This is a genomic window from Pseudomonas sp. S2_A10 (assembly GCF_054668465.1).
On sequence record NZ_CP162773.1, the window covers coordinates 979,378 to 1,000,027 of the forward strand.

15 protein-coding genes are annotated in these 20,650 nt (G+C 60.4%); 13 read left to right on the forward strand and 2 right to left on the reverse strand.

What is annotated here, in order from left to right; translation table 11 throughout:
• Positions 1 to 186: 186 nt before the first annotated feature.
• The 13 genes from gluQRS (at position 187) to AB4N41_RS04550 (ending at position 19,239) form a co-directional block, all read left to right on the forward strand.
• Positions 187 to 1,080, forward strand: a complete 894-nt coding sequence (gene gluQRS, locus AB4N41_RS04490) for a tRNA glutamyl-Q(34) synthetase GluQRS (RefSeq protein WP_150638523.1) — start codon at positions 187 to 189, stop codon at positions 1,078 to 1,080.
• A 77-nt stretch (positions 1,081 to 1,157) separates the two neighbouring features.
• Entirely contained in the window at positions 1,158 to 1,334 is a 177-nt protein-coding gene (locus tag AB4N41_RS04495) for a hypothetical protein (protein WP_003176118.1), read from the forward strand.
• Complete coding sequence (locus AB4N41_RS04500) at positions 1,318 to 4,272, forward strand: sensor histidine kinase (RefSeq protein ID WP_024014332.1); 2,955 nt, start codon at positions 1,318 to 1,320, stop codon at positions 4,270 to 4,272. Before AB4N41_RS04495 ends, AB4N41_RS04500 begins: the two co-directional genes overlap by 17 nt.
• Before the next feature lie 22 nt (positions 4,273 to 4,294).
• Entirely contained in the window at positions 4,295 to 5,731 is a 1,437-nt protein-coding gene (locus AB4N41_RS04505; RefSeq protein WP_039761623.1) for a sigma-54-dependent transcriptional regulator, read from the forward strand.
• Between the two features lie 733 nt (positions 5,732 to 6,464).
• Positions 6,465 to 7,865: a polynucleotide adenylyltransferase PcnB gene (locus tag AB4N41_RS04510; RefSeq protein WP_039761624.1), complete on the forward strand. Its 1,401-nt coding sequence runs from the start codon at positions 6,465 to 6,467 to the stop codon at positions 7,863 to 7,865.
• 3 nt (positions 7,866 to 7,868) lie between these two features.
• On the forward strand, positions 7,869 to 8,354 hold the full coding sequence (folK, locus tag AB4N41_RS04515; RefSeq protein WP_252876907.1) for a 2-amino-4-hydroxy-6-hydroxymethyldihydropteridine diphosphokinase: 486 nt from the start codon (positions 7,869 to 7,871) through the stop codon (positions 8,352 to 8,354).
• A 436-nt stretch (positions 8,355 to 8,790) separates the two neighbouring features.
• Positions 8,791 to 9,591, forward strand: a complete 801-nt coding sequence (gene panB, locus AB4N41_RS04520) for a 3-methyl-2-oxobutanoate hydroxymethyltransferase (protein WP_041477826.1) — start codon at positions 8,791 to 8,793, stop codon at positions 9,589 to 9,591.
• Positions 9,588 to 10,448: a pantoate--beta-alanine ligase gene (panC, locus tag AB4N41_RS04525; RefSeq protein ID WP_252876908.1), complete on the forward strand. Its 861-nt coding sequence runs from the start codon at positions 9,588 to 9,590 to the stop codon at positions 10,446 to 10,448. Before panB ends, panC begins: the two co-directional genes overlap by 4 nt.
• Positions 10,449 to 10,806: 358 nt before the next feature.
• Entirely contained in the window at positions 10,807 to 12,471 is a 1,665-nt protein-coding gene (pgi, locus tag AB4N41_RS04530; RefSeq protein ID WP_016773160.1) for a glucose-6-phosphate isomerase, read from the forward strand.
• 201 nt (positions 12,472 to 12,672) lie between these two features.
• Entirely contained in the window at positions 12,673 to 14,610 is a 1,938-nt protein-coding gene (acs, locus tag AB4N41_RS04535) for an acetate--CoA ligase (RefSeq protein ID WP_041477824.1), read from the forward strand.
• Between the two features lie 142 nt (positions 14,611 to 14,752).
• On the forward strand, positions 14,753 to 15,769 hold the full coding sequence (locus tag AB4N41_RS04540; RefSeq protein WP_252876909.1) for a class I SAM-dependent rRNA methyltransferase: 1,017 nt from the start codon (positions 14,753 to 14,755) through the stop codon (positions 15,767 to 15,769).
• 222 nt (positions 15,770 to 15,991) lie between these two features.
• The gene (locus AB4N41_RS04545) at positions 15,992 to 18,943 is read left to right on the forward strand and encodes a DUF748 domain-containing protein (protein WP_252876910.1); all 2,952 of its coding nucleotides are present in this window, start codon (positions 15,992 to 15,994) and stop codon (positions 18,941 to 18,943) included.
• Positions 18,940 to 19,239 carry a DUF2845 domain-containing protein gene (locus AB4N41_RS04550; protein WP_252876911.1) on the forward strand — a complete coding sequence of 100 codons (300 nt, stop codon included), beginning with the start codon at positions 18,940 to 18,942 and terminating at the stop codon, positions 19,237 to 19,239. Before AB4N41_RS04545 ends, AB4N41_RS04550 begins: the two co-directional genes overlap by 4 nt.
• A 264-nt stretch (positions 19,240 to 19,503) precedes the next feature.
• On the opposite strand, the gene AB4N41_RS04555 is transcribed toward AB4N41_RS04550, so the two are convergent.
• Complete coding sequence (locus tag AB4N41_RS04555; protein ID WP_071173629.1) at positions 19,504 to 19,857, reverse strand: BON domain-containing protein; 354 nt, start codon at positions 19,855 to 19,857, stop codon at positions 19,504 to 19,506.
• A 295-nt stretch (positions 19,858 to 20,152) separates the two neighbouring features.
• The gene (locus AB4N41_RS04560) at positions 20,153 to 20,575 is read right to left on the reverse strand and encodes a pilin (protein WP_252876912.1); all 423 of its coding nucleotides are present in this window, start codon (positions 20,573 to 20,575) and stop codon (positions 20,153 to 20,155) included.
• Positions 20,576 to 20,650: the final 75 nt, after the last annotated feature.

Below are 20,650 nucleotides of genomic sequence, written 5' to 3' on the forward strand. Positions count from 1 at the left end.
GCGTGTGAACGCTCCGTTTTTGTTTCTGTGTTTTGCCCGCGGAACCTGCGTCTGCCTCTGTGGGAGCGAGCCTGCTCGCGAAAGCGTCCTCTCAGATAACTCTTTCATGACTGACACAGCTTTCGCGAGCAGGCTCGCTCCCACAGAGGTAACCTGCTCAAATTCTGAATAGCCTTTATCGCCTCCATGACTGCCAAATCCCCCGCCTACATCGGCCGCTTCGCCCCTACCCCCAGTGGCCACCTGCACTTCGGTTCGCTGGTCGCTGCGTTGGCGTCTTACCTCGACGCCCGCTCCGTCGGTGGGCGCTGGCTGGTGCGCATGGAAGATCTCGATCCGCCGCGCGAAGAGCCCGGTGCGCAAGCGGCGATTCTCAAGGCGCTGGAAAGTTACGGCTTCGAATGGGACGGCGAAATGGTCCGCCAGAGCGATCGGCGCGCGGCTTATGCCGAAGTGCTCGACAGCCTGTTCAACCACGGTCTGGCCTACGCCTGCACCTGCTCGCGCAAACAACTGGAGCCCTATCACGGGATTTATCCGGGGTTTTGCCGCAATGCCGGCCATGATCAGCACGACGCCGCGATCCGCCTGCGCGTGCCGGAGCTGGAATACCACTTCATCGATCGCGTGCAGGGCGAATACCGTCAGCACCTGGGCCGCGACGTCGGCGACTTCGTCATCCGTCGGCGCGATGGTCTCTACGCTTATCAATTGGCGGTGGTGCTCGATGACGCCTGGCAAGGCATTACCGACATCGTGCGCGGCGCTGACCTGCTCGATTCGACGCCGCGTCAGCTGTACCTGCAAGAACTGCTCGGCCTGAAACAGCCGCGTTATCTGCACCTGCCGCTGATCACCCAGCCGGACGGCAACAAACTCGGCAAGTCCTATCGTTCGCCGCCGCTTGAGGCTGATCAGGCCACGCCGTTGCTACTGCGGGCCTTGCGCGCGCTGGGGCAGCATCCCGGCACCGAACTGGCTCACGCTTCGCCGCGCGAACTGCTGGCCTGGGGCAGCGCACATTGGGATGCTGCCAAGATCCCGCGCACACTGACCCTGCCCGAAGCGCAACTGCAATGACGACACTTGCAGTCGCGCGCCCATCCGTTACCATCGCCGCACGTTTTCGGGCACGCGCATAAAAAAGAGAGGCCGGGATGTACATCTATCGCTTGGTCCTGCTTTTGGTCGTCGGGATCTACCTGTTCTCCCCCGCCATCATGGATTGGTGGATCGACGCGACGGGCGCCTGGTATCGCCCTTATCTGCTCTGGCTGATCCTGATTGTCGTGACCTTCATCCTGCAGAGCCAAAAAGATGCCGATGAGCTTTAGCCTGACCCAGATGATCCTGATCAGCGCCGCGTACCTGGCGGCGCTGTTCGGCGTTGCCTGGGTCAGCGAACGGGGCATGATCCCGCGCGCGATCATTCGCCACCCGTTGACCTACACCCTGTCGCTGGGGGTTTACGCCAGTGCCTGGGCGTTCTACGGCACGGTGGGCCTGGCCTATCAGTACGGTTACGGCTTTCTGTCCAGTTATCTCGGCGTGTCCGGTGCATTCCTGCTGGCGCCGGTGCTGCTCTATCCGATCCTGAAGATCACCCGCACCTATCAACTGTCGTCGCTGGCCGATCTGTTTGCCTTCCGCTTTCGCAGCACCTGGGCCGGTGCGCTGACCACGATTTTCATGCTGATTGGCGTCTTGCCATTGCTTGCCTTGCAGATTCAGGCCGTGGCCGACTCGATCGGCATTCTCACCGGCGAACGTGTGCAGAGCCGCGTGGCGCTGGCGTTCTGTGCGCTGATTATTCTGTTCACGATCTTCTTCGGTTCCCGGCACATCGCCACGCGCGAGAAACATGAAGGGCTGGTGTTCGCGATTGCCTTCGAATCGATCATCAAACTGATCGCTCTCGGCGGCGTTGGCCTGTACGCGCTGTATGGCGTGTTCGACGGCCCGCAACAGCTCGAACTGTGGCTGCTGCAAAACCAGACGGCCCTCGCCGCCCTGCACACGCCGTTGCAGGAAGGCCCGTGGCGCACGCTGCTGCTGGTGTTCTTCGCCTCGGCGATCGTGATGCCGCACATGTATCACATGACCTTTACGGAAAACCTCAACCCGCGCTCGCTGGTCAGCGCCAGTTGGGGCCTGCCGTTGTTTCTGCTGTTGATGAGTCTTGCCGTACCGCTGATTCTCTGGGCAGGCCTGAAACTCGGCGCCACCACCGACCCGGAATATTTCACCCTCGGCATCGGCATTGCCGCCAACAGCAAACCGCTGGCCTTGCTCGCCTACGTCGGTGGCCTGTCCGCCGCCAGTGGCCTGATCATCGTCACCACCCTGGCCTTGTCGGGCATGGCGCTGAACCATCTGGTGCTGCCGCTTTATCAACCGCCGGCCGAAGGCAATATCTACCGCTGGCTGAAATGGACCCGCCGGGCGCTGATCGTGGCGATCATCATGGCCGGCTTCGGCTTCTACCTGATGCTCGGCGTCGAACAGGATCTGGCCAACCTCGGCATCGTCGCGTTCGTTGCGACTCTGCAATTTCTGCCCGGGGTGTTGTCGGTGTTGTACTGGCCCACCGCCAACCGCCGCGGCTTCATTGCCGGTCTGCTGGCTGGGATCACGGTCTGGGTGGTGACCATGCTGCTGCCGCTGGTCGGCAATCTGCAGGGCTTCTATATCCCGCTGCTGAACATGATCTACGTGCTCGACGACACCAGTTGGCACATGGCGGCCATCGCCTCGCTGGCCGCCAACGTGCTGATGTTCACTTTGATCTCGCTGTTCACCAACGCCAGCCCGGAAGAAGCCAGCGCCGCCGAAGCCTGTGCAGTGGACAACGTGCGGCGCCCGCAACGCCGCGAACTGCACGCCGCCTCGCCGCAGGAATTCGCCACGCAGCTGGCCAAGCCGCTGGGTGCCAAGGCTGCGCAGAAAGAAGTCGAGCAAGCGCTGCGCGACTTGTATCTACCCTTCGATGAACGCCGGCCGTATGCCTTGCGCCGGTTGCGCGACCGCATCGAGGCCAACCTGTCCGGCCTGATGGGCCCGAGCGTTGCGCAGGATATGGTGGAAACCTTCCTGCCCTATAAGGCTGGCGGCGAAAACTACGTCACCGAAGACATTCACTTCATTGAAAGCCGTCTCGAGGATTACCACTCGCGCCTCACCGGCCTGGCCGCCGAGCTCGATGCCCTGCGCCGCTACCACCGCCAGACCTTGCAGGAACTGCCGATGGGCGTCTGCTCGCTGGCCAAGGATCAGGAGATCCTGATGTGGAACAAGGCGATGGAAGAGCTGACCGGCATCGCCGCACAGCGAGTGGTCGGTTCGCGCCTGAGCACGATCGCCAACCCGTGGAAAGAATTGCTGCAAGGCTTCATCAACCTGCCCGACGAGCATTTGCACAAACAGCATCTGGCCCTCGATGGTCAGACCCGCTGGCTGAATCTGCACAAAGCGGCAATCGACGAGCCGTTGGCCCCGGGTAACAGTGGCCTGGTGTTACTGGTCGAGGATCTGACCGAAACGCAGATGCTCGAAGATAAACTGGTGCATTCCGAACGGCTGGCCAGCATCGGTCGACTCGCAGCGGGTGTGGCCCACGAAATCGGTAATCCGATCACCGGCATCGCCTGCCTGGCGCAGAACCTGCGCGAAGAGCGTGAAGATGACGGCGAGCTGACGGAAATCAGCGGGCAGATTCTCGAGCAGACCAAACGCGTCTCGCGCATCGTCCAGTCGCTGATGAGCTTCGCCCATGCCGGCAGCCATCAGCACAACGACGAACCAGTGTGTCTGGCCGAAGTCGCGCAGGACGCCATTGGCCTGCTGGCGCTGAACCGGCGCAATTTCGAAGTGCAGTTCTACAACCTGTGCGATCCCGATCATTGGGTCGAAGGCGACCCGCAACGGCTCGCCCAGGTGCTTATCAATCTGCTCTCCAACGCCCGCGACGCCTCGCCGCCGCACAGTGCGGTACGGGTCAAGAGCGAAGCCGGCGAACACACGGTCGATCTGATCGTCGAAGACGAAGGCAGCGGTATTCCGTCGAGCATCATGGACCGATTGTTCGAACCTTTCTTCACCACCAAGGATCCGGGTGAAGGCACCGGTCTGGGCCTTGCACTGGTCTATTCCATCGTTGAAGAGCATTATGGACAAATCACCATCGACAGCCCGGCTGATGTACAAAGCCAACGCGGCACCCGTATCCGGGTGACCTTACCGCGTCATGTCGAAGCGACGTCCGCTGTGAACTGAGACCGTCGAGAGTATCGAATCAATGCCGCACATTTTGATCGTCGAAGACGAAACCATTATCCGCTCCGCCTTGCGCCGCCTGCTGGAACGCAACCAGTACCAGGTCAGCGAAGCCGGATCAGTGCAGGAAGCACAAGAACGCTTCACCATTCCTACGTTCGATCTGATCGTCAGCGACCTGCGCCTGCCGGGCGCTCCGGGCACCGAGCTGATCAAGCTCGGGCAAGGCACACCGGTGCTGATCATGACCAGTTACGCCAGCCTGCGCTCGGCGGTCGACTCGATGAAAATGGGCGCGGTCGATTACATCGCCAAGCCGTTCGACCACGATGAAATGCTCCAGGCGGTTGCGCGGATCCTGCGTGATCGTCAGTCGGCGCCAGCTGCCGGCGAAGCCACGGCGAGCAAGCCTGCCGCCGGCAATGGCAAAGCCGCTGTGGATAACAGCAATGGCGAAATCGGCATCATCGGCTCCTGCCCGCCGATGCAGGACCTGTACAGCAAGATCCGCAAAGTCGCGCCAACCGATTCCAATGTATTGATTCAGGGTGAGTCCGGCACCGGTAAAGAACTGGTGGCCCGCGCCCTGCACAATCTGTCGAAACGCGCCAAGGCGCCGATGATCTCGGTGAACTGCGCGGCGATTCCGGAAAGCCTGATCGAGTCCGAACTGTTCGGCCACGAGAAAGGCGCGTTCACCGGCGCCAGCGCCGGTCGCGCCGGTCTGGTCGAAGCGGCGGACGGCGGCACCCTGTTCCTCGATGAGATCGGCGAACTGCCCCTCGAAGCCCAGGCTCGCTTGCTGCGGGTTCTGCAGGAGGGCGAGATCCGCCGCGTAGGTTCGGTGCAGTCGCAGAAAGTCGATGTGCGCCTGATCGCTGCAACGCACCGCGATCTGAAGAGCCTGGCGAAAATCGGCCAGTTCCGTGAAGACCTTTATTACCGTCTGCACGTGATTGCCCTGAAGCTGCCGCCGCTGCGCGAGCGTGGCGCCGACGTCAACGAAATCGCCAATGCCTTCCTCGCTCGCCAGAGCGCGCGGATCAATCGCACCGACCTGAAATTCGCTGCCGACGCTGAACAGGCGATCCGGCACTATTCGTGGCCCGGTAACGTGCGTGAGCTGGAGAACGCTGTCGAGCGCGCGGTGATTCTCAGCGAAAGCCCGGAGATTTCGGCCGACCTGCTGGGCATCGACATCGAGCTGAGCGATCTGGAAGACGACGAGTTCATCGGTTTGCCGCCGCAAACCGGCGGTAACGCCAGCAACAGCAGCCATGAGCCGACCGAGGATCTGTCGCTGGAAGACTATTTCCAGCACTTCGTCCTCGAGCATCAGGACCACATGACCGAGACCGAACTGGCACGCAAACTGGGCGTCAGCCGCAAGTGCCTGTGGGAACGCCGCCAGCGTCTGGGCATTCCACGACGCAAGACCGGGGTTGCCAGCGAGAGCTGAGCGTTACCCACCGCGTGCGCGGGTAACGCATGACAATGTGAAAAAACTGTTACCGCAGTCGATTCACGTAACAGAAGCCGGGGTTATCGGTAACGAAACCCCGGCTTTTTTTCGCCCCTGCAAAACGGTTATATCGACCTAACCCCTTGTTTTACTGGGCTTGGCAAAAGTTGGCACGCACCCTGCTATATGTTTGATACAAGAACAATAACAAGCAATGCACAAGACAATAAAAATAAGACGAATCGACTCACGCACAATAAAAACAAGACGGCGAGAGGCGCAGCTAACTGATTCTTTTGGAGAGGCGTTGTATTTGGGGCTTGCCCCACGACCAGGCCGAGAACAACAAAAACTGTCCTAAGACAGAGCCTGTACTGGTTGGATCGACAGATCACTGCAATTCAGCGACCAAAGCAATCCGTTTGCTCTTGGCTCCCGATTGGGAGGGTCACGAAGGAAACACTTCGTGGCGAGGGCACTCAACAAAAACAAGAAGCCCGAATCAATAATAAAAAGAGCACGCAACTACTTCTTGGGGAGCTTCGGCTCCCCTTGTAGTTTCTCCCTTCCGTGAAATTCCCCCGTTTTCCTCGCTGGACCCTTGTAGCTTGGGGCTTGCAGCTCATATCTGCCGCGTCCTACACCATCCCCCGACTAAATGCTAGAATCTGCGCCCATCATGCGGTCATTCTTTTGGTATGGCCGAACATTCCTTCAAACAGTGCATCCCATGCTGAAGAAGCTGTTCCAGTCATTCCGAACTCCCGTGCGTCGTACGCAACACATCCGCAGCACCCCTGAAGTGCTCAACAGCGGCCAACATTCGCTGCAGAAAACGCAGTTCAGCCGCTATGCGGTGAATATCGTCGAACGCCTGCAAGGTGCCGGTTACCAGGCTTATCTGGTCGGTGGTTGCGTGCGTGACATGCTGTTGGGCATCACGCCCAAGGATTTCGACGTCGCCACCAGCGCCACCCCCGAGCAGGTCCGTGCCGAATTCCGCAATGCGCGGATCATCGGTCGCCGGTTCAAACTGGTGCACATCCATTTCGGTCGCGAAATCATTGAAGTCGCGACCTTCCGCGCCAATCACCCGGTCAACGAAGACGAGGAAGACAGCAACCAGTCTTCGCGCAACGAGAGCGGGCGCATTCTGCGCGACAACGTCTACGGCACCCTGGAAGAAGACGCGCAACGCCGCGACTTCACCATCAATGCTCTGTATTACGATCCGGTCAGCGAGCGCATTCTCGATTACGCCAATGGCGTGCACGACATCCGCAATCACCTGATCCGTCTGATCGGCGACCCGAAGCAGCGTTACCAGGAAGACCCGGTGCGCATGCTGCGGGCCGTGCGTTTCGCCGCCAAGCTCAACTTCGGCATCGAGAAGCACACCGTGCAGCCGATCCGTGAGCTGGCGCCGATGCTGCGCGAGATTCCTTCGGCGCGGCTGTTCGAAGAAGTGCTCAAGCTGTTCCTCTCCGGGCACGGCGCGATCACCTTTGAAATGTTGGTTGATCTGCAACTGTTCGCCCCGCTGTTCCCGGCCAGTGCCGAAGCGCTGGAATACAATCCGGAATACACCCATACCTTGATCAGCGAAGCACTGACCAACACCGACCTGCGCATCAAGCAGAACAAACCGGTGACCCCGGCGTTCCTGTTTGCCGCCCTGCTCTGGCCGGCACTGCCGGCCCGCGTGTTGCGTCTGCAGGAACGTGGCATGCCGCCGATTCCGGCGATGCAGGAAGCCGCTCACGAGCTGATCGCCGAACAATGCCAGCGCATCGCGATTCCGAAGCGCTTCACCATGCCGATCCGCGAAATCTGGGACATGCAGGAACGCCTGCCACGGCGCAGTGGCAAACGCGCCGATCTGTTGCTGGACAACCCGCGTTTCCGCGCCGGTTACGATTTCCTCCTGCTGCGCGAAAGCGCCGGCGAGGAGACCGATGGCCTCGGCGAATGGTGGACCGATTATCAGGACGCCAACGACAGCGAGCGTCGCGACATGATCCGCGACCTCAGCGGCAAGGGTGACGATGCCAGCGGCGCGCCACGCAAACGTCGCCGCAGCGGCGGTTCCAAGCGCAAGCGCGCCGGCGCCTCGAGCGCGACGGGCGAGTAAGCGATGGAACGCATCTACATTGGTCTGGGCAGCAACCTCGCTGACCCGGCCGACCAGTTGCGCAGCGCCATCGCGGCGCTGGGGCAATTGCCGCAGACGAGTCTTGCCGGCATCTCAGCCTTTTATCAAAGCGATTCGCTGCTGCCGGGCCAGCCGCGTTACACCAACGCCGTCGCCGCCCTCGACAGCTCGCTCGCACCGATCGAGCTGCTCGACGCCTTGCAAGCGATCGAAAACGCTCAGGGCCGCGAACGTCTGGAACGCTGGGGACCACGCACGCTGGATCTGGATATTCTGCTGTTCGGCGATCGCCTGATCGACGAGCCACGGCTGAAAGTCCCGCATTACCAGATTCAGGAGCGGGCGTTCGTTCTCTATCCCCTCGCTGAACTGGCACCGCAGGATCTGCGTCTTGCCGACGGCCGCACGCTGACAGACCTCCTGGCCGCCTGCCCGTTTGTCGGCCTCGAACGCATCTCCCAGCCCTGACAAAAATCTTCTGTGAAATGTGGTTATGTGGCGAGGGGATTTATCCCCGCTGGACTGCGAAGCAGGCCCAAATCTGACCAAGCCGTATACAAACATGGGGCCGCTCCGCGACCCAACGGGGATAAATCCCCTCGCCACAGGTCACCTGCCAATCTCCAGTTTTTGTCAGACAAAAATCCCCCCAATCAGGCCCGCCGCGCCGCTGAATCGCATCAGTAACGCCGGTAACACCGCCCGCGTAACAAGGCGGTAACACACGCAATTGACTTCCTGTTGGCTCATCACGACTATAGGCGTCCCGCTGCCGCCAACCCGGCATGAACGGGCGCAATCCAGGCCTTTCAAAGCACGACACAAGACCGTGCGCCTGAGTAGATGAAGAATCACGCGCGTGACTCGCAGCAGTTTCCAGAGCGCCTGAACGAGGATTTTTTACATGCCAGCCATCACCCTGACCACGCTCCAGAGCCTCAAGCAGAAAGGTGAAAAAATCACCATGCTGACCTGCTATGACGCGACCTTCGCCCATGCCTGCAATGAGGCCGGTGTCGAAGTGCTGCTGGTCGGCGACTCCCTGGGTATGGTCCTGCAGGGGCACGACAGCACCCTGCCAGTGACCACGGCGGAAATGGCCTATCACGTCGCCAGCGTCAAGCGTGGCAATGGCGATGCCCTGATCCTCGCCGACCTGCCGTTCATGGCCAACGCCACCCTCGAACAGACCATGAACAACAGCGCCATGCTGATGCAGGCCGGCGCGCACATGGTCAAGGTTGAAGGTCAGCTGTGGCTGGCGGAGTCGATCCGCCTGCTCGCCGAGCGCGGTGTGCCGGTGTGTGCGCACATGGGCCTGACCCCGCAAGCAGTGAACATCCTCGGTGGCTATAAAGTGCAGGGCCGCAATGAGAACCAGGCGCGGCAGATGCGTGCCGATGCGATCGCGCTGGAGCAGGCCGGTGCGGCCATGCTGTTGCTCGAGTGCGTGCCGAGCGAACTGGCGGCAGAAATCAGCCAGGCCGTGGGCATTCCGGTGATCGGTATCGGTGCCGGCAACGCCACCGACGGCCAGGTACTGGTATTGCACGACATGCTCGGCCTGTCGATCACCGGCCGCGTCCCCAAATTCGTCAAGAACTTCATGCAAGGTCAGGACAGCATCCAGGCCGCGCTGAAGGCTTACGTCAGTGAAGTCAAAGCCACCACGTTTCCCGGCATCGAACACGGATTCTCTGCATGAACACCGTCAAAACCGTACGCGAACTGCGTGCCGCCGTCGCCCGCGCGCGCGGTGAAGGCAAGCGCATCGGCTTCGTGCCGACCATGGGCAACCTGCACAGCGGCCACGTCGCATTGATCACCAAAGCTACCCAGCGAGTGGATTTCGTGGTCGCGAGTATTTTCGTCAACCCGCTGCAATTCGGCGCCGGCGAAGACCTCGACAAATACCCGCGCACCCTCGCCGCCGATCAGGAAAAGCTCCTCGAAGCCGGTTGCGACCTGCTGTTCGCGCCGACGGTTGAAGAGATGTACCCGGACGGCATGGCCGGCCAAACCAGGGTCAGCGTGCCGCAATTGTCCGAAGGCCTGTGTGGTGCCAGCCGTCCGGGGCACTTCGAAGGTGTGGCGACCGTAGTCAGCAAGCTGTTCAACATGGTCCAGCCGGATCTGGCGATCTTCGGCCAGAAGGATTACCAGCAACTGGCGGTGATCCGCGCACTGGTGCACGACCTGAACATGCCGATCCAGATCATCGGCGAGCCGACCGTGCGTGCTGCGGATGGTCTGGCGCTGTCGTCGCGCAACGGCTTCCTCAATGAAGACCAGCGCGCCGTGGCGCCGGTGGTCTACCGCGTGCTGAGCAGCATCGCCGAAGCGATCAAGCAAGGTGAGCGTGATTACCCGGCGCTGATCGCTGCGCAGTTGCAGGTGCTGGAATCAGCGGGGCTGCGTCCGGATTATCTGGAAATCCGTCATGGCCTGACCTTGCGTCCGGCGACGGCGGAGGATCGCGATCTGGTGATTCTGGTAGCGGCGTTCCTCGGCACCACGCGGTTGATCGACAACCTGCACCTGAATCTCGATAGCCAGATTTAAGCAGCAACGAATTTCCCTGTGGGAGCGAGCCTGCTCGCGAAGGCGGTGTATCAGCGACTTATAAGTTGCCTGACACCACGCCTTCGCGAGCAGGCTCGCTCCCACATGTGTTTCCGGTGCATGCCGGTTGGGCGAAAGTCTTCCGGGCACCTCCGTTTGTCGGCCAGATTCCTCTGCGGATGTTAAAAAAGTACAGGGATCTGGTCAGACAAAGTCAAGACAGAACGCAGCGCGAGGTTTACTGTATTCGCCCTGTGTCCAGATCCCGTGTCGACGCAGTTGATCCCATGCGCTAAAACTCGTGGTTGATCTGTACCGTGTTCAAAAGGCCGTTCAAGTAAAAAGGAAAACCGCAGCGATGGCGTACTACCGCACTCCTCACGACGTTACCGCTCTGCCCGCCTGGCAAGCGTTGAAAGACCACCGCCAAGCCATGCAGGATTTCAGCATGCGCGAAGCCTTCAACGCCGATCCGCAGCGTTTCAATCAGTTCACCCTCAGCAGCTGCGGTCTGTTTCTCGACTATTCGAAGAATTTGATCAACGCCGAGACCCGCAACCTGCTCGTGGGCCTGGCCAATGAAGTCGATCTGAAGGGCGCGATCAAGGCGCTGTTCGACGGCGAAATCGTCAACGCCTCCGAAGGCCGCCCGGCACTGCACACCGCCCTGCGCCGCCCGGTCGGCGACAAATTGTCGGTCAACGGCGTCAACGTGATGCCGGAGGTGCACAAGGTGCTGAACCAGATCACCGATCTGGTCGGCCGCATTCACGATGGCTTGTGGCGCGGTTACACCGAGAAGCCGATCACCGACGTGGTCAACATTGGCATCGGCGGCTCGTTCCTCGGCCCTGAGCTGGTGTCCGAAGCACTGCTGTCCTACGCGCAGAAAGGCGTACGTTGCCACTATCTGGCAAACATCGACGGCAGCGAGTTCCATGAGCTGACGCAGAAACTGCGCGCCGAGACCACGCTGTTCATCGTTTCGTCGAAGTCGTTCAACACCCTCGAAACCCTGAAGAACGCGCAGGCCGCACGCGCCTGGTACCTGGCGCAGGGCGGTTCCGAAGCCGAGCTGTATCGCCACTTCATCGCTGTGTCGAGCAACAACGCCGCCGCTGTGGCTTTCGGGATTCGCGAAGAAAACATCTTCCCGATGTGGGACTGGGTCGGCGGGCGTTACTCGCTGTGGTCGGCCATCGGTTTGCCGATCGCACTGGCCATCGGCATGTCCAACTTCAAGGAACTGCTGTCCGGTGCCTACACCATGGACCAGCATTTCCAGACCGCGCCGTTCGAACAGAACATGCCGGTGCTGCTGGCCCTGCTCGGCGTCTGGTACGGCAACTTCTGGGGTGCGCAAAGCCACGCGATCCTGCCGTACGACCACTACCTGCGCAACATCACCAAGCACTTGCAACAGCTGGACATGGAGTCCAATGGCAAGAGCGTGCGTCAGGACGGCACCTCGGTGTCGACCGATACCGGCCCGGTGATCTGGGGCGGCGTCGGCTGCAACGGTCAGCACGCTTATCACCAGTTGCTGCACCAGGGCACCCAACTGATCCCGGCCGACTTCATCGTGCCGATCGTCAGCTTCAACCCGGTTTCCGATCATCACCAGTGGCTGTACGCCAACTGCCTGTCGCAGAGCCAGGCGCTGATGCTCGGCAAGACCCTGCCGGAAGCCGAAGCCGAACTGCGCGACAAAGGCATGGGCGAAGACGACGTGCGCAAACTGGCGCCGCACAAGGTGATCCCGGGCAATCGCCCGAGCAACACCTTGGTAGTCGAACGCATCAGCCCGCGTCGCCTCGGCGCCCTGGTTGCGATGTACGAGCACAAAGTGTTCGTGCAAAGCGTGGTCTGGGGCATCAACGCCTTCGACCAGTGGGGTGTGGAACTGGGCAAGGAATTGGGCAAAGGCGTCTACAACCGCTTGGTCGGCAGCGACGAGACCGTGGCTGACGATGCCTCGACTCAAGGCCTGATCAACTACTTCCGTGGGCGTCATCGCGGCTGATAAAAGCCTTCCGGCACAACGCTGTTCCCCTGTGGGAGCGAGCCTGCTCGCGAAAGCGGTTCGTCATTCAACACCTTCGTTGACTGACACTCCGCCCTCGCAAACAGGCTCGCTCCCACAGTTGTTTTGGCACATGACTTGAACCTGTGCAGCGCTCGGCGCATCTTTATTCGTGTCGCACCACAAGAATAAGGAACCGTCATGTTCGATATCAGCACGTTCCCCAAAGCCGATGCCGTGCGCCAGGCCGCTCAGTTGAGCCAGGACGAGTATCGGCGCCTGTACCGCGAATCGATTGAACACCCCAGTGCCTTCTGGGCCGAGCAGGCCACGCGTTTCCTCGATTGGAGCACGCCGTGGCAGACCGTTCAGCGCTATGACCTGAAAACCGGAGAAGCCGCCTGGTTTGCCGGCGGCAAGCTCAACGTCAGCTACAACTGCATCGACCGTCACCTCAAGCAACGCGGCGAGCAGACCGCCCTGCTCTGGGAAGGCGACGACCCAGCCGAATCGGCGCAGATCACTTACAACAAACTCCATCACCACGTCTGCCGTTTGGCCAACGTGCTGAAAAGCCGTGGCGTAAAGAAAGGCGACCGGGTGTGCATCTACATGCCGATGATCCCCGAAGCCGCCTACGCCATGCTCGCCTGCGCGCGAATCGGCGCGATTCATTCGGTGGTGTTCGGCGGATTTTCCCCGGATTCCCTGCGTGATCGAATTCTCGACGCCGACTGCCGTACCGTGATCACCGCCGATGAAGGCGTGCGCGGCGGCCGCTTCGTGCCGCTGAAAAACAACGTCGACAAAGCCCTGCAAAGTTGCCCGAACGTCAGCACCGTGGTGGTGGTAGAGCGCACTCAGGGCCAGGTCGACTGGGTCGAGGGCCGTGACCTGTGGTACCACCAGGCGGTGCGCGAGGTCAGCGACGACTGCCCGCCGGAACCGATGGACGCCGAAGATCCGCTGTTCATCCTCTACACCTCCGGCAGCACCGGCAAACCCAAAGGCGTGCTGCACACTACCGGCGGCTATCTGCTGCAAGCGGCGATGACCTTCAAATATGTGCTCGACTACCGCGACGGCGAAGTGTTCTGGTGCACCGCCGACGTCGGCTGGGTCACCGGCCACAGTTACATCGTCTACGGGCCGCTGGCCAACGGTGCGACCACACTGATGTTCGAAGGCGTGCCGAGCTACCCGAGCAGTTCGCGCTTCTGGCAGGTCATCGACAAGCACAAGGTCAACATTTTCTACACCGCACCCACCGCCCTGCGCGCGCTGATGCGCGAAGGCGCCGGACCATTGAAGGAAACTTCACGCGCCAGCCTCAGATTGCTCGGCAGCGTCGGTGAGCCAATCAACCCGGAAGCGTGGGAATGGTATTTCAATGCTGTCGGTGAACAGCGCTGCCCGATCGTCGACACCTGGTGGCAGACCGAAACCGGCGGCATCATGCTCAGCCCGCTGGTCAGCGCCCAACGGATCAAACCCGGCTGCGCGACGCAACCGATGTTCGGCGTGCAACCGGTATTGCTTGACGAAGCCGGCAAGGAAATCAAAGGCGCCGGCAGCGGCGTGCTGGCGATCAAATCCAGCTGGCCGGCGCAGATTCGCAGCGTCTACGGCGATCCGCAGCGGATGATCGACACCTACTTCAAACCCTACCCCGGCTATTACTTCACCGGCGACGGCGCCCGCCGTGACGAGGACGGCGATTACTGGATTACCGGACGCATCGACGATGTGATCAACGTCTCCGGCCACCGCATCGGCACCGCCGAAGTGGAAAGCGCCCTGGTGCTGCACGACAGCATCGCCGAAGCCGCCGTGGTCGGTTATCCCCACGACGTCAAAGGCCAGGGCATCTACGCATTCGTGACGCCAATGAACGGCACCGAGGCCAACGAAGAGCTGAAGAAAGACCTGCTGGCGCATGTCAGCAAGGAGATCGGCAGCTTCGCCAAACCGGACCTGATCCAGTGGGCGCCGGCGCTACCAAAGACCCGTTCGGGCAAGATCATGCGGCGTATTCTGCGCAAGATTGCCTGCAATGAGCTCGACAGTCTGGGCGATACTTCGACTCTGGCTGATCCAAGTGTGGTGCAGGACCTCGTTGATAAACGGCTCAATACTTGAGAGCTGCAAGTTTCTAGCTACAAGCTGCAAGCTAAAGCGGTCCGCGCAGCTTTTCGCTTTTCGCTTTTAGCTTGCAGCTAGAAACTTGCCGCTTGTAGCTCCGCGACTGCTAAGCTTCGCGTTTTTTCAGCAAGGCGCCCGCATGTCTTCCTTGAATCAGGCGCTGCGCGCCGCCCTCGATCAACGCCAGGACCTGCTCGCTGTGCTGCACAGCCAGGGCACCGATTGCTATCGGCTGTTCCACGGCAGCCAGGAAGGCGCCGGCGGCCTGACCATCGACCGCTACGGCCCGCAATTGCTGGTACAGAGTTTTCACCAGACGCTCGAACGTGACGACCTGCTGCAACTGCATGCCATGGTCAACCAGACGCTGGGCTTCGACAGCCTGCTGGTCTACAACGACCGTTCCCATGGCAACTCGCGGATCGATCGCGAAGACAGCGTCTATAACGCCGATGACGCTGCACTGGCCGATCTGGTCGGGCATGAATGGGGTCTGAACTATCGAGTGCGCGGGCGTCATGCCGGGCAGGATCCGCTGCTGTTCCTCGACCTGCGCAACACCCGTGGCTGGGTCAAGGACCACGCGCAAGGCAAAAGCGTGCTCAACCTCTTCGCCTACACCTGTGGCGTTGGTCTCAGTGCTGCGGCAGGCGGTGCGCGCGAGGTGTGCAACCTGGACTTTGCCGAGGGCAATCTGGCGGTCGGTCGCGAGAATGGATTGCTCAACCCGCAACTGCCGGAGATGCAATTCATTCAGTCCGATTACTTTCCGGCGATCCGCCAGCTCGCCGGCCTGCCGATCAGCCAGCGGCGCGGGCAGAAGCTGCCGAGCTATCAGCGCGTCGAACAGCGCCAATACGATCTGGTCCTGCTCGACCCGCCGGCGTGGGCCAAAAGTGCGTTCGGCACCGTCGATCTGCTGCGCGATTATCAGAGCCTGCTCAAACCCGCGCTGCTGGCCACCGCCGACAATGGCGTACTGATCTGCTGCAACAACCTGGCGAAAGTCAGCATGGAAGACTGGCGCGAACAAGTGCTGCGCTGCGCCGAAAAGGCCGGCCGCCCGGTGCGCGAATGGAGCGTGATGACCCCGGGTGCGGACTTCCCCTCGCGGGACCAGCAGCCACCGTTGAAGACGCTGATTTTGCAGCTCTAATCCATCAAGCATGAGCGATTACATTTCCCTGTGGGAGCGAGCCTGCTCGCGAAAGCGCAGTGTCAGTCGACTTGTTTTTCACTGAACCAGCGCATTCGCGAGCAGGCTCACTCCTACAATGGGTATCTGTTCCTACAGAAATTTCTGAACAATCCTGTCCCACATCAAGCACTTCGGAACCAGAATCGCGTGCCATACTCCAAGGCACTCCGATTCAGACAGATGAAGCCGCACATGCCCAAAGGATTGATTCGCGCGATTGGCGCACTGCTGACAGCCCTGGCCCTCTACAGCCTGCTGGGGTTTCTGATCCTGCCGGGCATTGCCTTGCGCGTGGCCAACCAGCAACTGGCGAACTACGCGACGGTGCCGGCGCATCTGCAGCGCATCGAACTCAACCCCTTCAGCCTTGAGGTCACCCTGTGGGGGCTGGTCATCGGCGAGCCGGGCAAGGAGCAGGTCGGCTTCGATCGCCTCTATGCCAACCTGCAAATCGACAGCCTGTGGACCAAAGCGCTGCATCTGTCCGACATCGAACTGGACAAACCCAAAAGCGAAATCCTCTTCGCCAAGGACGGCAAGCTCAACCTGCTCGGCCTGTTCAACGTGCCGCCGAGCGAGCCGACACCCGCCGATCCCGACGCCAAGCCATTCCCGCTGCGTATCGACAACATCAAACTGGCCGGCGGCGTGGTGCATTTCGAGGATATGCGGCCCAGCGAGCCGATCGAATTTCTTTACGACGACCTCAGTTTCGAGCTGAAAAACCTCAGTACCCTGCCCGAGGACAGCGCCGACATGACCCTCGTCGCCATCGGCCCCGCTGGCGGGCGGATCGACTGGACCGGCAATTTCAGCCTGATCCCGTTCACCTCCGAAGGCACCCTGAAAGTCACCGATGGCCAGATGAAATCCTTCTGGCCCTACGTGCGCGACGCCGTGCCGCTAGTGCTGGAAAACGGCGTGGTCAGCCTCAGCACCGAGTACAAACTCAACCTGTCGAAACAGACCGAACTGCTGCTGAACAACGTCGCGGTGAGCATTGCGCCGTTCGCCATCAAGGCTCCGGACGGACGTCCGCTGGCCAGGCTCGAACGCCTCGACGTCAGCGAAACCTCGCTGGACCTGGCCAAGCAGCAAGTGGTGGTCGGCAAGATCCGCAGCAACAAACTGGAAACCTGGGCGGCGCTGGAAGCTGACGGCCAACTGGACTGGCAGAAGCTGTTCGCCAGCCAGCCGTCGAAACCGGCTGCCAAAGCCGCTGCCGAACCGGCGGATACACCGGCCGCCGCCGACTCGCCGAAACCTGAGCCAAGCGCCCCGAGCAAGCCATGGCAGGTGCTGGTCAAGGATGTGCAACTGCGCAACTACACGGTCCATCTCGCTGACCGCTCGGCGCAACCGGCGGTGGCGCTGGACATCACCCCGCTGAACGTCGACCTGCAGGATTTCGACAGCCTCAACGGCTCGCCTTTCAAGCTCAAGCTCGACAGCGGTCTGGGCAAGCAAGGCAAGATCAGCGCCGACGGCACGGTCAATCTGGCCCCGGTCAACGCGCAGCTCAACGTGAAAACCCAGGACGTCGACCTGCGTGTCGCGCAGTCCTATATCAACCCGTTCATTCGCCTGGAACTGCGCAGCGGCATGCTCGGCAGTGACCTCAAGGTCAACCTGAAAAGCACCGAACCACTGGCCCTCAGCGTCACCGGCCGCGCGCAGATCGATCAACTGCACACCCTCGATACGCTGAAGACCCGCGACTTCCTCAAATGGCAGCAAGTCGTGGTCGACGGCATCAATTATCAGCACGGCGACAGCCTGTCGATTGACAAGGTCAACCTGTTGCAGCCGTATGTGCGCTTCATGATCAACGACGATCGCACCACCAACGTCGACGACCTGCTGATCCCGCAACCGGCCGACAGCGGTGCCAAACCTGCCGGAGCCAAACCGCCCGGCAAGGACAAACCACTGGGCATTCACATCGGTGCGATTGCGATCAACGACGGCTCGGCCAACTTCGCCGACTTCAGCCTGACGCCGAATTTCGCCACCGCCGTGCAGCAGCTCAACGGTCAGATCGGCACCATCGACAGCCGTCAGGCAAAACCGGCCAGCGTCGATATCAAAGGCAAGGTCGACCGCTATGCGCCGGTGACCATCAAGGGGGCGGTCAATCCGTTCGACCCGATGGCCAGCCTCGACATCGCCACCAGCTTCAAGCGCGTCGAACTGACGACCCTGACGCCCTACTCCGGCAAATTCGCCGGCTACCGCATCCGCAAGGGCCGGCTCAACCTCGATCTGCACTACCTGATCACCAAAGGCCAGCTGAAAGCCGAGAACAAAGTCGTCGTCGAGCAGCTGCAACTGGGCGAGAAGGTCGACAGCCCTGATGCAGTGAGTCTGCCGCTGAAACTGGCGATCGCCCTGCTCAAGGACGTCGACGGCAAGATCTCCATCGAATTGCCGGTGACCGGCGACCTGAATAATCCACAGTTCAGCGTGATGCCGATCGTCTGGCAAACCCTGCGCAATTTGATCGTCAAAGCGGCCGCCGCACCGTTCAAAATGATCGGCGGGCTGGTCAGTGGCGGCGGCTCCGAAGACCTCGGCACGGTGTCCTTCGCGCCGGGCTCCAGCGATCTGAGCAAAGACGCCGAAGCGGCGCTGGTGAAACTGTCGCAGGCACTCAAGGAACGTCCGGCGCTGCGCCTGGAAATCGAAGGCACTGCTGCGAAGAGCAGCGATGGGCCACTGCTGGCCGAGCAACGTCTGGAACGCGAATATCAGTACAACTACTACAAGATGCTCCAGCGCCGTGGCGACAAAGTTCCGGCCCAGGCCTCGCTGCTGCAAGTGCCCGAAAGCGAGAAAGGCGCGTTGCTCGAAGGCATCTACCGCACCCGCCTGAAAACCCAGCCACCGGCAGAATGGAAAGATCTGGGCAAGGAAGAACGCACGGCGAATATGCGCCAGGGCGTGATCGCATTCTGGAGTGGCAGCGAGGTGCTGTTGCGCCAGTTGGGCCAGGACCGCGCCAGCACCATCAAGGATTACCTGGTCGACAAGGGCAAGCTCGAGGATGACCGCGTGTATTTCATCGACGCCAACCTCGGCGAGGCCGAAAGCGATGGCCGCGTGGTCACGCAAATGCACCTGGATGCCGAATGACCGTGCGTAACTGGTTGATGGCGCTCGCTCTCACGTGCGCCGCCGGCCATGCGTCGGCTTCGGATACATTGCGCTGCGGCAGCCAATTGATCAGCCTCGGCGACCGCGCCAGCGAAGTGCTGCAAAAATGCGGCGAGCCGGTCAGCCGCGATGTGCTCGGCTACAAGCGCAGTACCAATCGCCGCGAAGAGTTTCAGGTCGAGGAATGGACCTACGGGCCGAACAACGGCATGTACCAGTACCTGCGCTTTGAAGGTAATCGCTTGAGGCAGATCAACAGCAAACGCGGTAACTAAGCCGAACGAAATTCACCCTGTGGGAGCGAGCCTGCTCGCGAATACGGTCTGTCTACTGACGAACTTGTCGGCTGACACTACGCATTCGCGAGCAGGCTCGCTCCCACATTGGTATTGCCCAAAATAGAACAGGCCCCGGCACAAGTGCCGGGGCCTGTAATGGTCACATCCGTGTGACCGTTCGCATGAACTCTAAAGTTGCGGCAGACGTATTGCTCGGCCCGTCTGTCGCGTCTTCTCCCGGTTCAGGCGAGAAGTCTTGCCTTACTCGGCTTTCAGGCCGTCAGCGGAGACCGCTTTAACGCCTTTGATTTTCTTGGCGATGCCTACGGCGACTTCTTTCTGCGACTCGGTTACCGCAGTGGTCGACGACAGGGAAACTACACCCTTGTTGGTTTCGACTTTGATATCAGTGCCTGGAATGCCTTTTTCGGTGACCAGATCAGCTTTGACCTTGGTGGTGATCCAGGTATCGGAAGTCTCTTCTTTAGCCTTGGTCATTTCACCAGCAGCCAGAACCATTGGCGACTGGGTAGCCTGAGCGGACTGGGCGAAAGCGCCACCAGCCATGGTCAGGGTCAGAGCGGTAGCAGCGGCAGTGATAGCGAACTTCTTCATACGAGTAACTCCTGTTTTTACTGGAAGTCTGCTGTAACGCTTGTCAGCAGGGTTACCGGATATATTGCGAACGCTGTGCCAACTTTTTTTGCCATATAAATTCTTTTAAAAACAATGAGTTATGAAAAATGCCAATTTTCATTTTCATGCAAAATGCATGACTCGCTCAATCTTCGCATGCAAGTTGCGGTTTTTTGGAAAGTTCATAAGCTGCTGAAATTATTGGAGCTTTTGTTAAGTGGTCAGGGTATGAAAATGCCCCGCGATGCGGGGCATTCTGGGTGCAACAAATGGATCAAGTCCCACTGGCAGCGCAGCCTTTTGGCGAGTAGTCAGGAGCGACCGTAGTGCCACAACTCCAGCCGCCGGCCGCCGTACGAGTCAGCGTGATGGTTTTGCCCAATACAGGCGCTGGCGCGTTGGCCAACGTACATACAATCGTTCCAGCTCCGTCTGCAGCGGTACCTGAGGCAGTCAGAGCGCAATTGGAGGTAGTGGTGACGTTATCGCCTTTCACCGCCGCCAAGCTTGGATTTGTCCCCTGATTGATCAGGTCTTCAAACGGCACCTTCATCGCGCTGATCTCCGCCAGCCCCGCCGTCACCTTCGACCGCGCCTGATACTTCGAATACTGCGGCAGGGCGATAGTCGCCAGAATGCCGATGATCGCCACAACGATCAGCAGCTCGATCAATGTAAAGCCTTGTTGTTTTTTCATAGACACGCTCCATGCATGAGTCGAAATCTCATGATCTGAACAAGGCCCAGCACAGCCCATGCCAACGCCCATTTG

Coding starts and splice junctions, on each gene's coding strand:
- gluQRS (WP_150638523.1), top strand. CDS start 187: ATGACTGCCAAATCCCCCGCCTACATCGGCCGCTTCGCCCCTACCCCC.
- AB4N41_RS04495 (WP_003176118.1), top strand. CDS start 1,158: ATGTACATCTATCGCTTGGTCCTGCTTTTGGTCGTCGGGATCTACCTG.
- AB4N41_RS04500 (WP_024014332.1), top strand. CDS start 1,318: ATGCCGATGAGCTTTAGCCTGACCCAGATGATCCTGATCAGCGCCGCG.
- AB4N41_RS04505 (WP_039761623.1), top strand. CDS start 4,295: ATGCCGCACATTTTGATCGTCGAAGACGAAACCATTATCCGCTCCGCC.
- AB4N41_RS04510 (WP_039761624.1), top strand. CDS start 6,465: ATGCTGAAGAAGCTGTTCCAGTCATTCCGAACTCCCGTGCGTCGTACG.
- folK (WP_252876907.1), top strand. CDS start 7,869: ATGGAACGCATCTACATTGGTCTGGGCAGCAACCTCGCTGACCCGGCC.
- panB (WP_041477826.1), top strand. CDS start 8,791: ATGCCAGCCATCACCCTGACCACGCTCCAGAGCCTCAAGCAGAAAGGT.
- panC (WP_252876908.1), top strand. CDS start 9,588: ATGAACACCGTCAAAACCGTACGCGAACTGCGTGCCGCCGTCGCCCGC.
- pgi (WP_016773160.1), top strand. CDS start 10,807: ATGGCGTACTACCGCACTCCTCACGACGTTACCGCTCTGCCCGCCTGG.
- acs (WP_041477824.1), top strand. CDS start 12,673: ATGTTCGATATCAGCACGTTCCCCAAAGCCGATGCCGTGCGCCAGGCC.
- AB4N41_RS04540 (WP_252876909.1), top strand. CDS start 14,753: ATGTCTTCCTTGAATCAGGCGCTGCGCGCCGCCCTCGATCAACGCCAG.
- AB4N41_RS04545 (WP_252876910.1), top strand. CDS start 15,992: ATGAAGCCGCACATGCCCAAAGGATTGATTCGCGCGATTGGCGCACTG.
- AB4N41_RS04550 (WP_252876911.1), top strand. CDS start 18,940: ATGACCGTGCGTAACTGGTTGATGGCGCTCGCTCTCACGTGCGCCGCC.
- AB4N41_RS04555 (WP_071173629.1), bottom strand. CDS start 19,857: ATGAAGAAGTTCGCTATCACTGCCGCTGCTACCGCTCTGACCCTGACC.
- AB4N41_RS04560 (WP_252876912.1), bottom strand. CDS start 20,575: ATGAAAAAACAACAAGGCTTTACATTGATCGAGCTGCTGATCGTTGTG.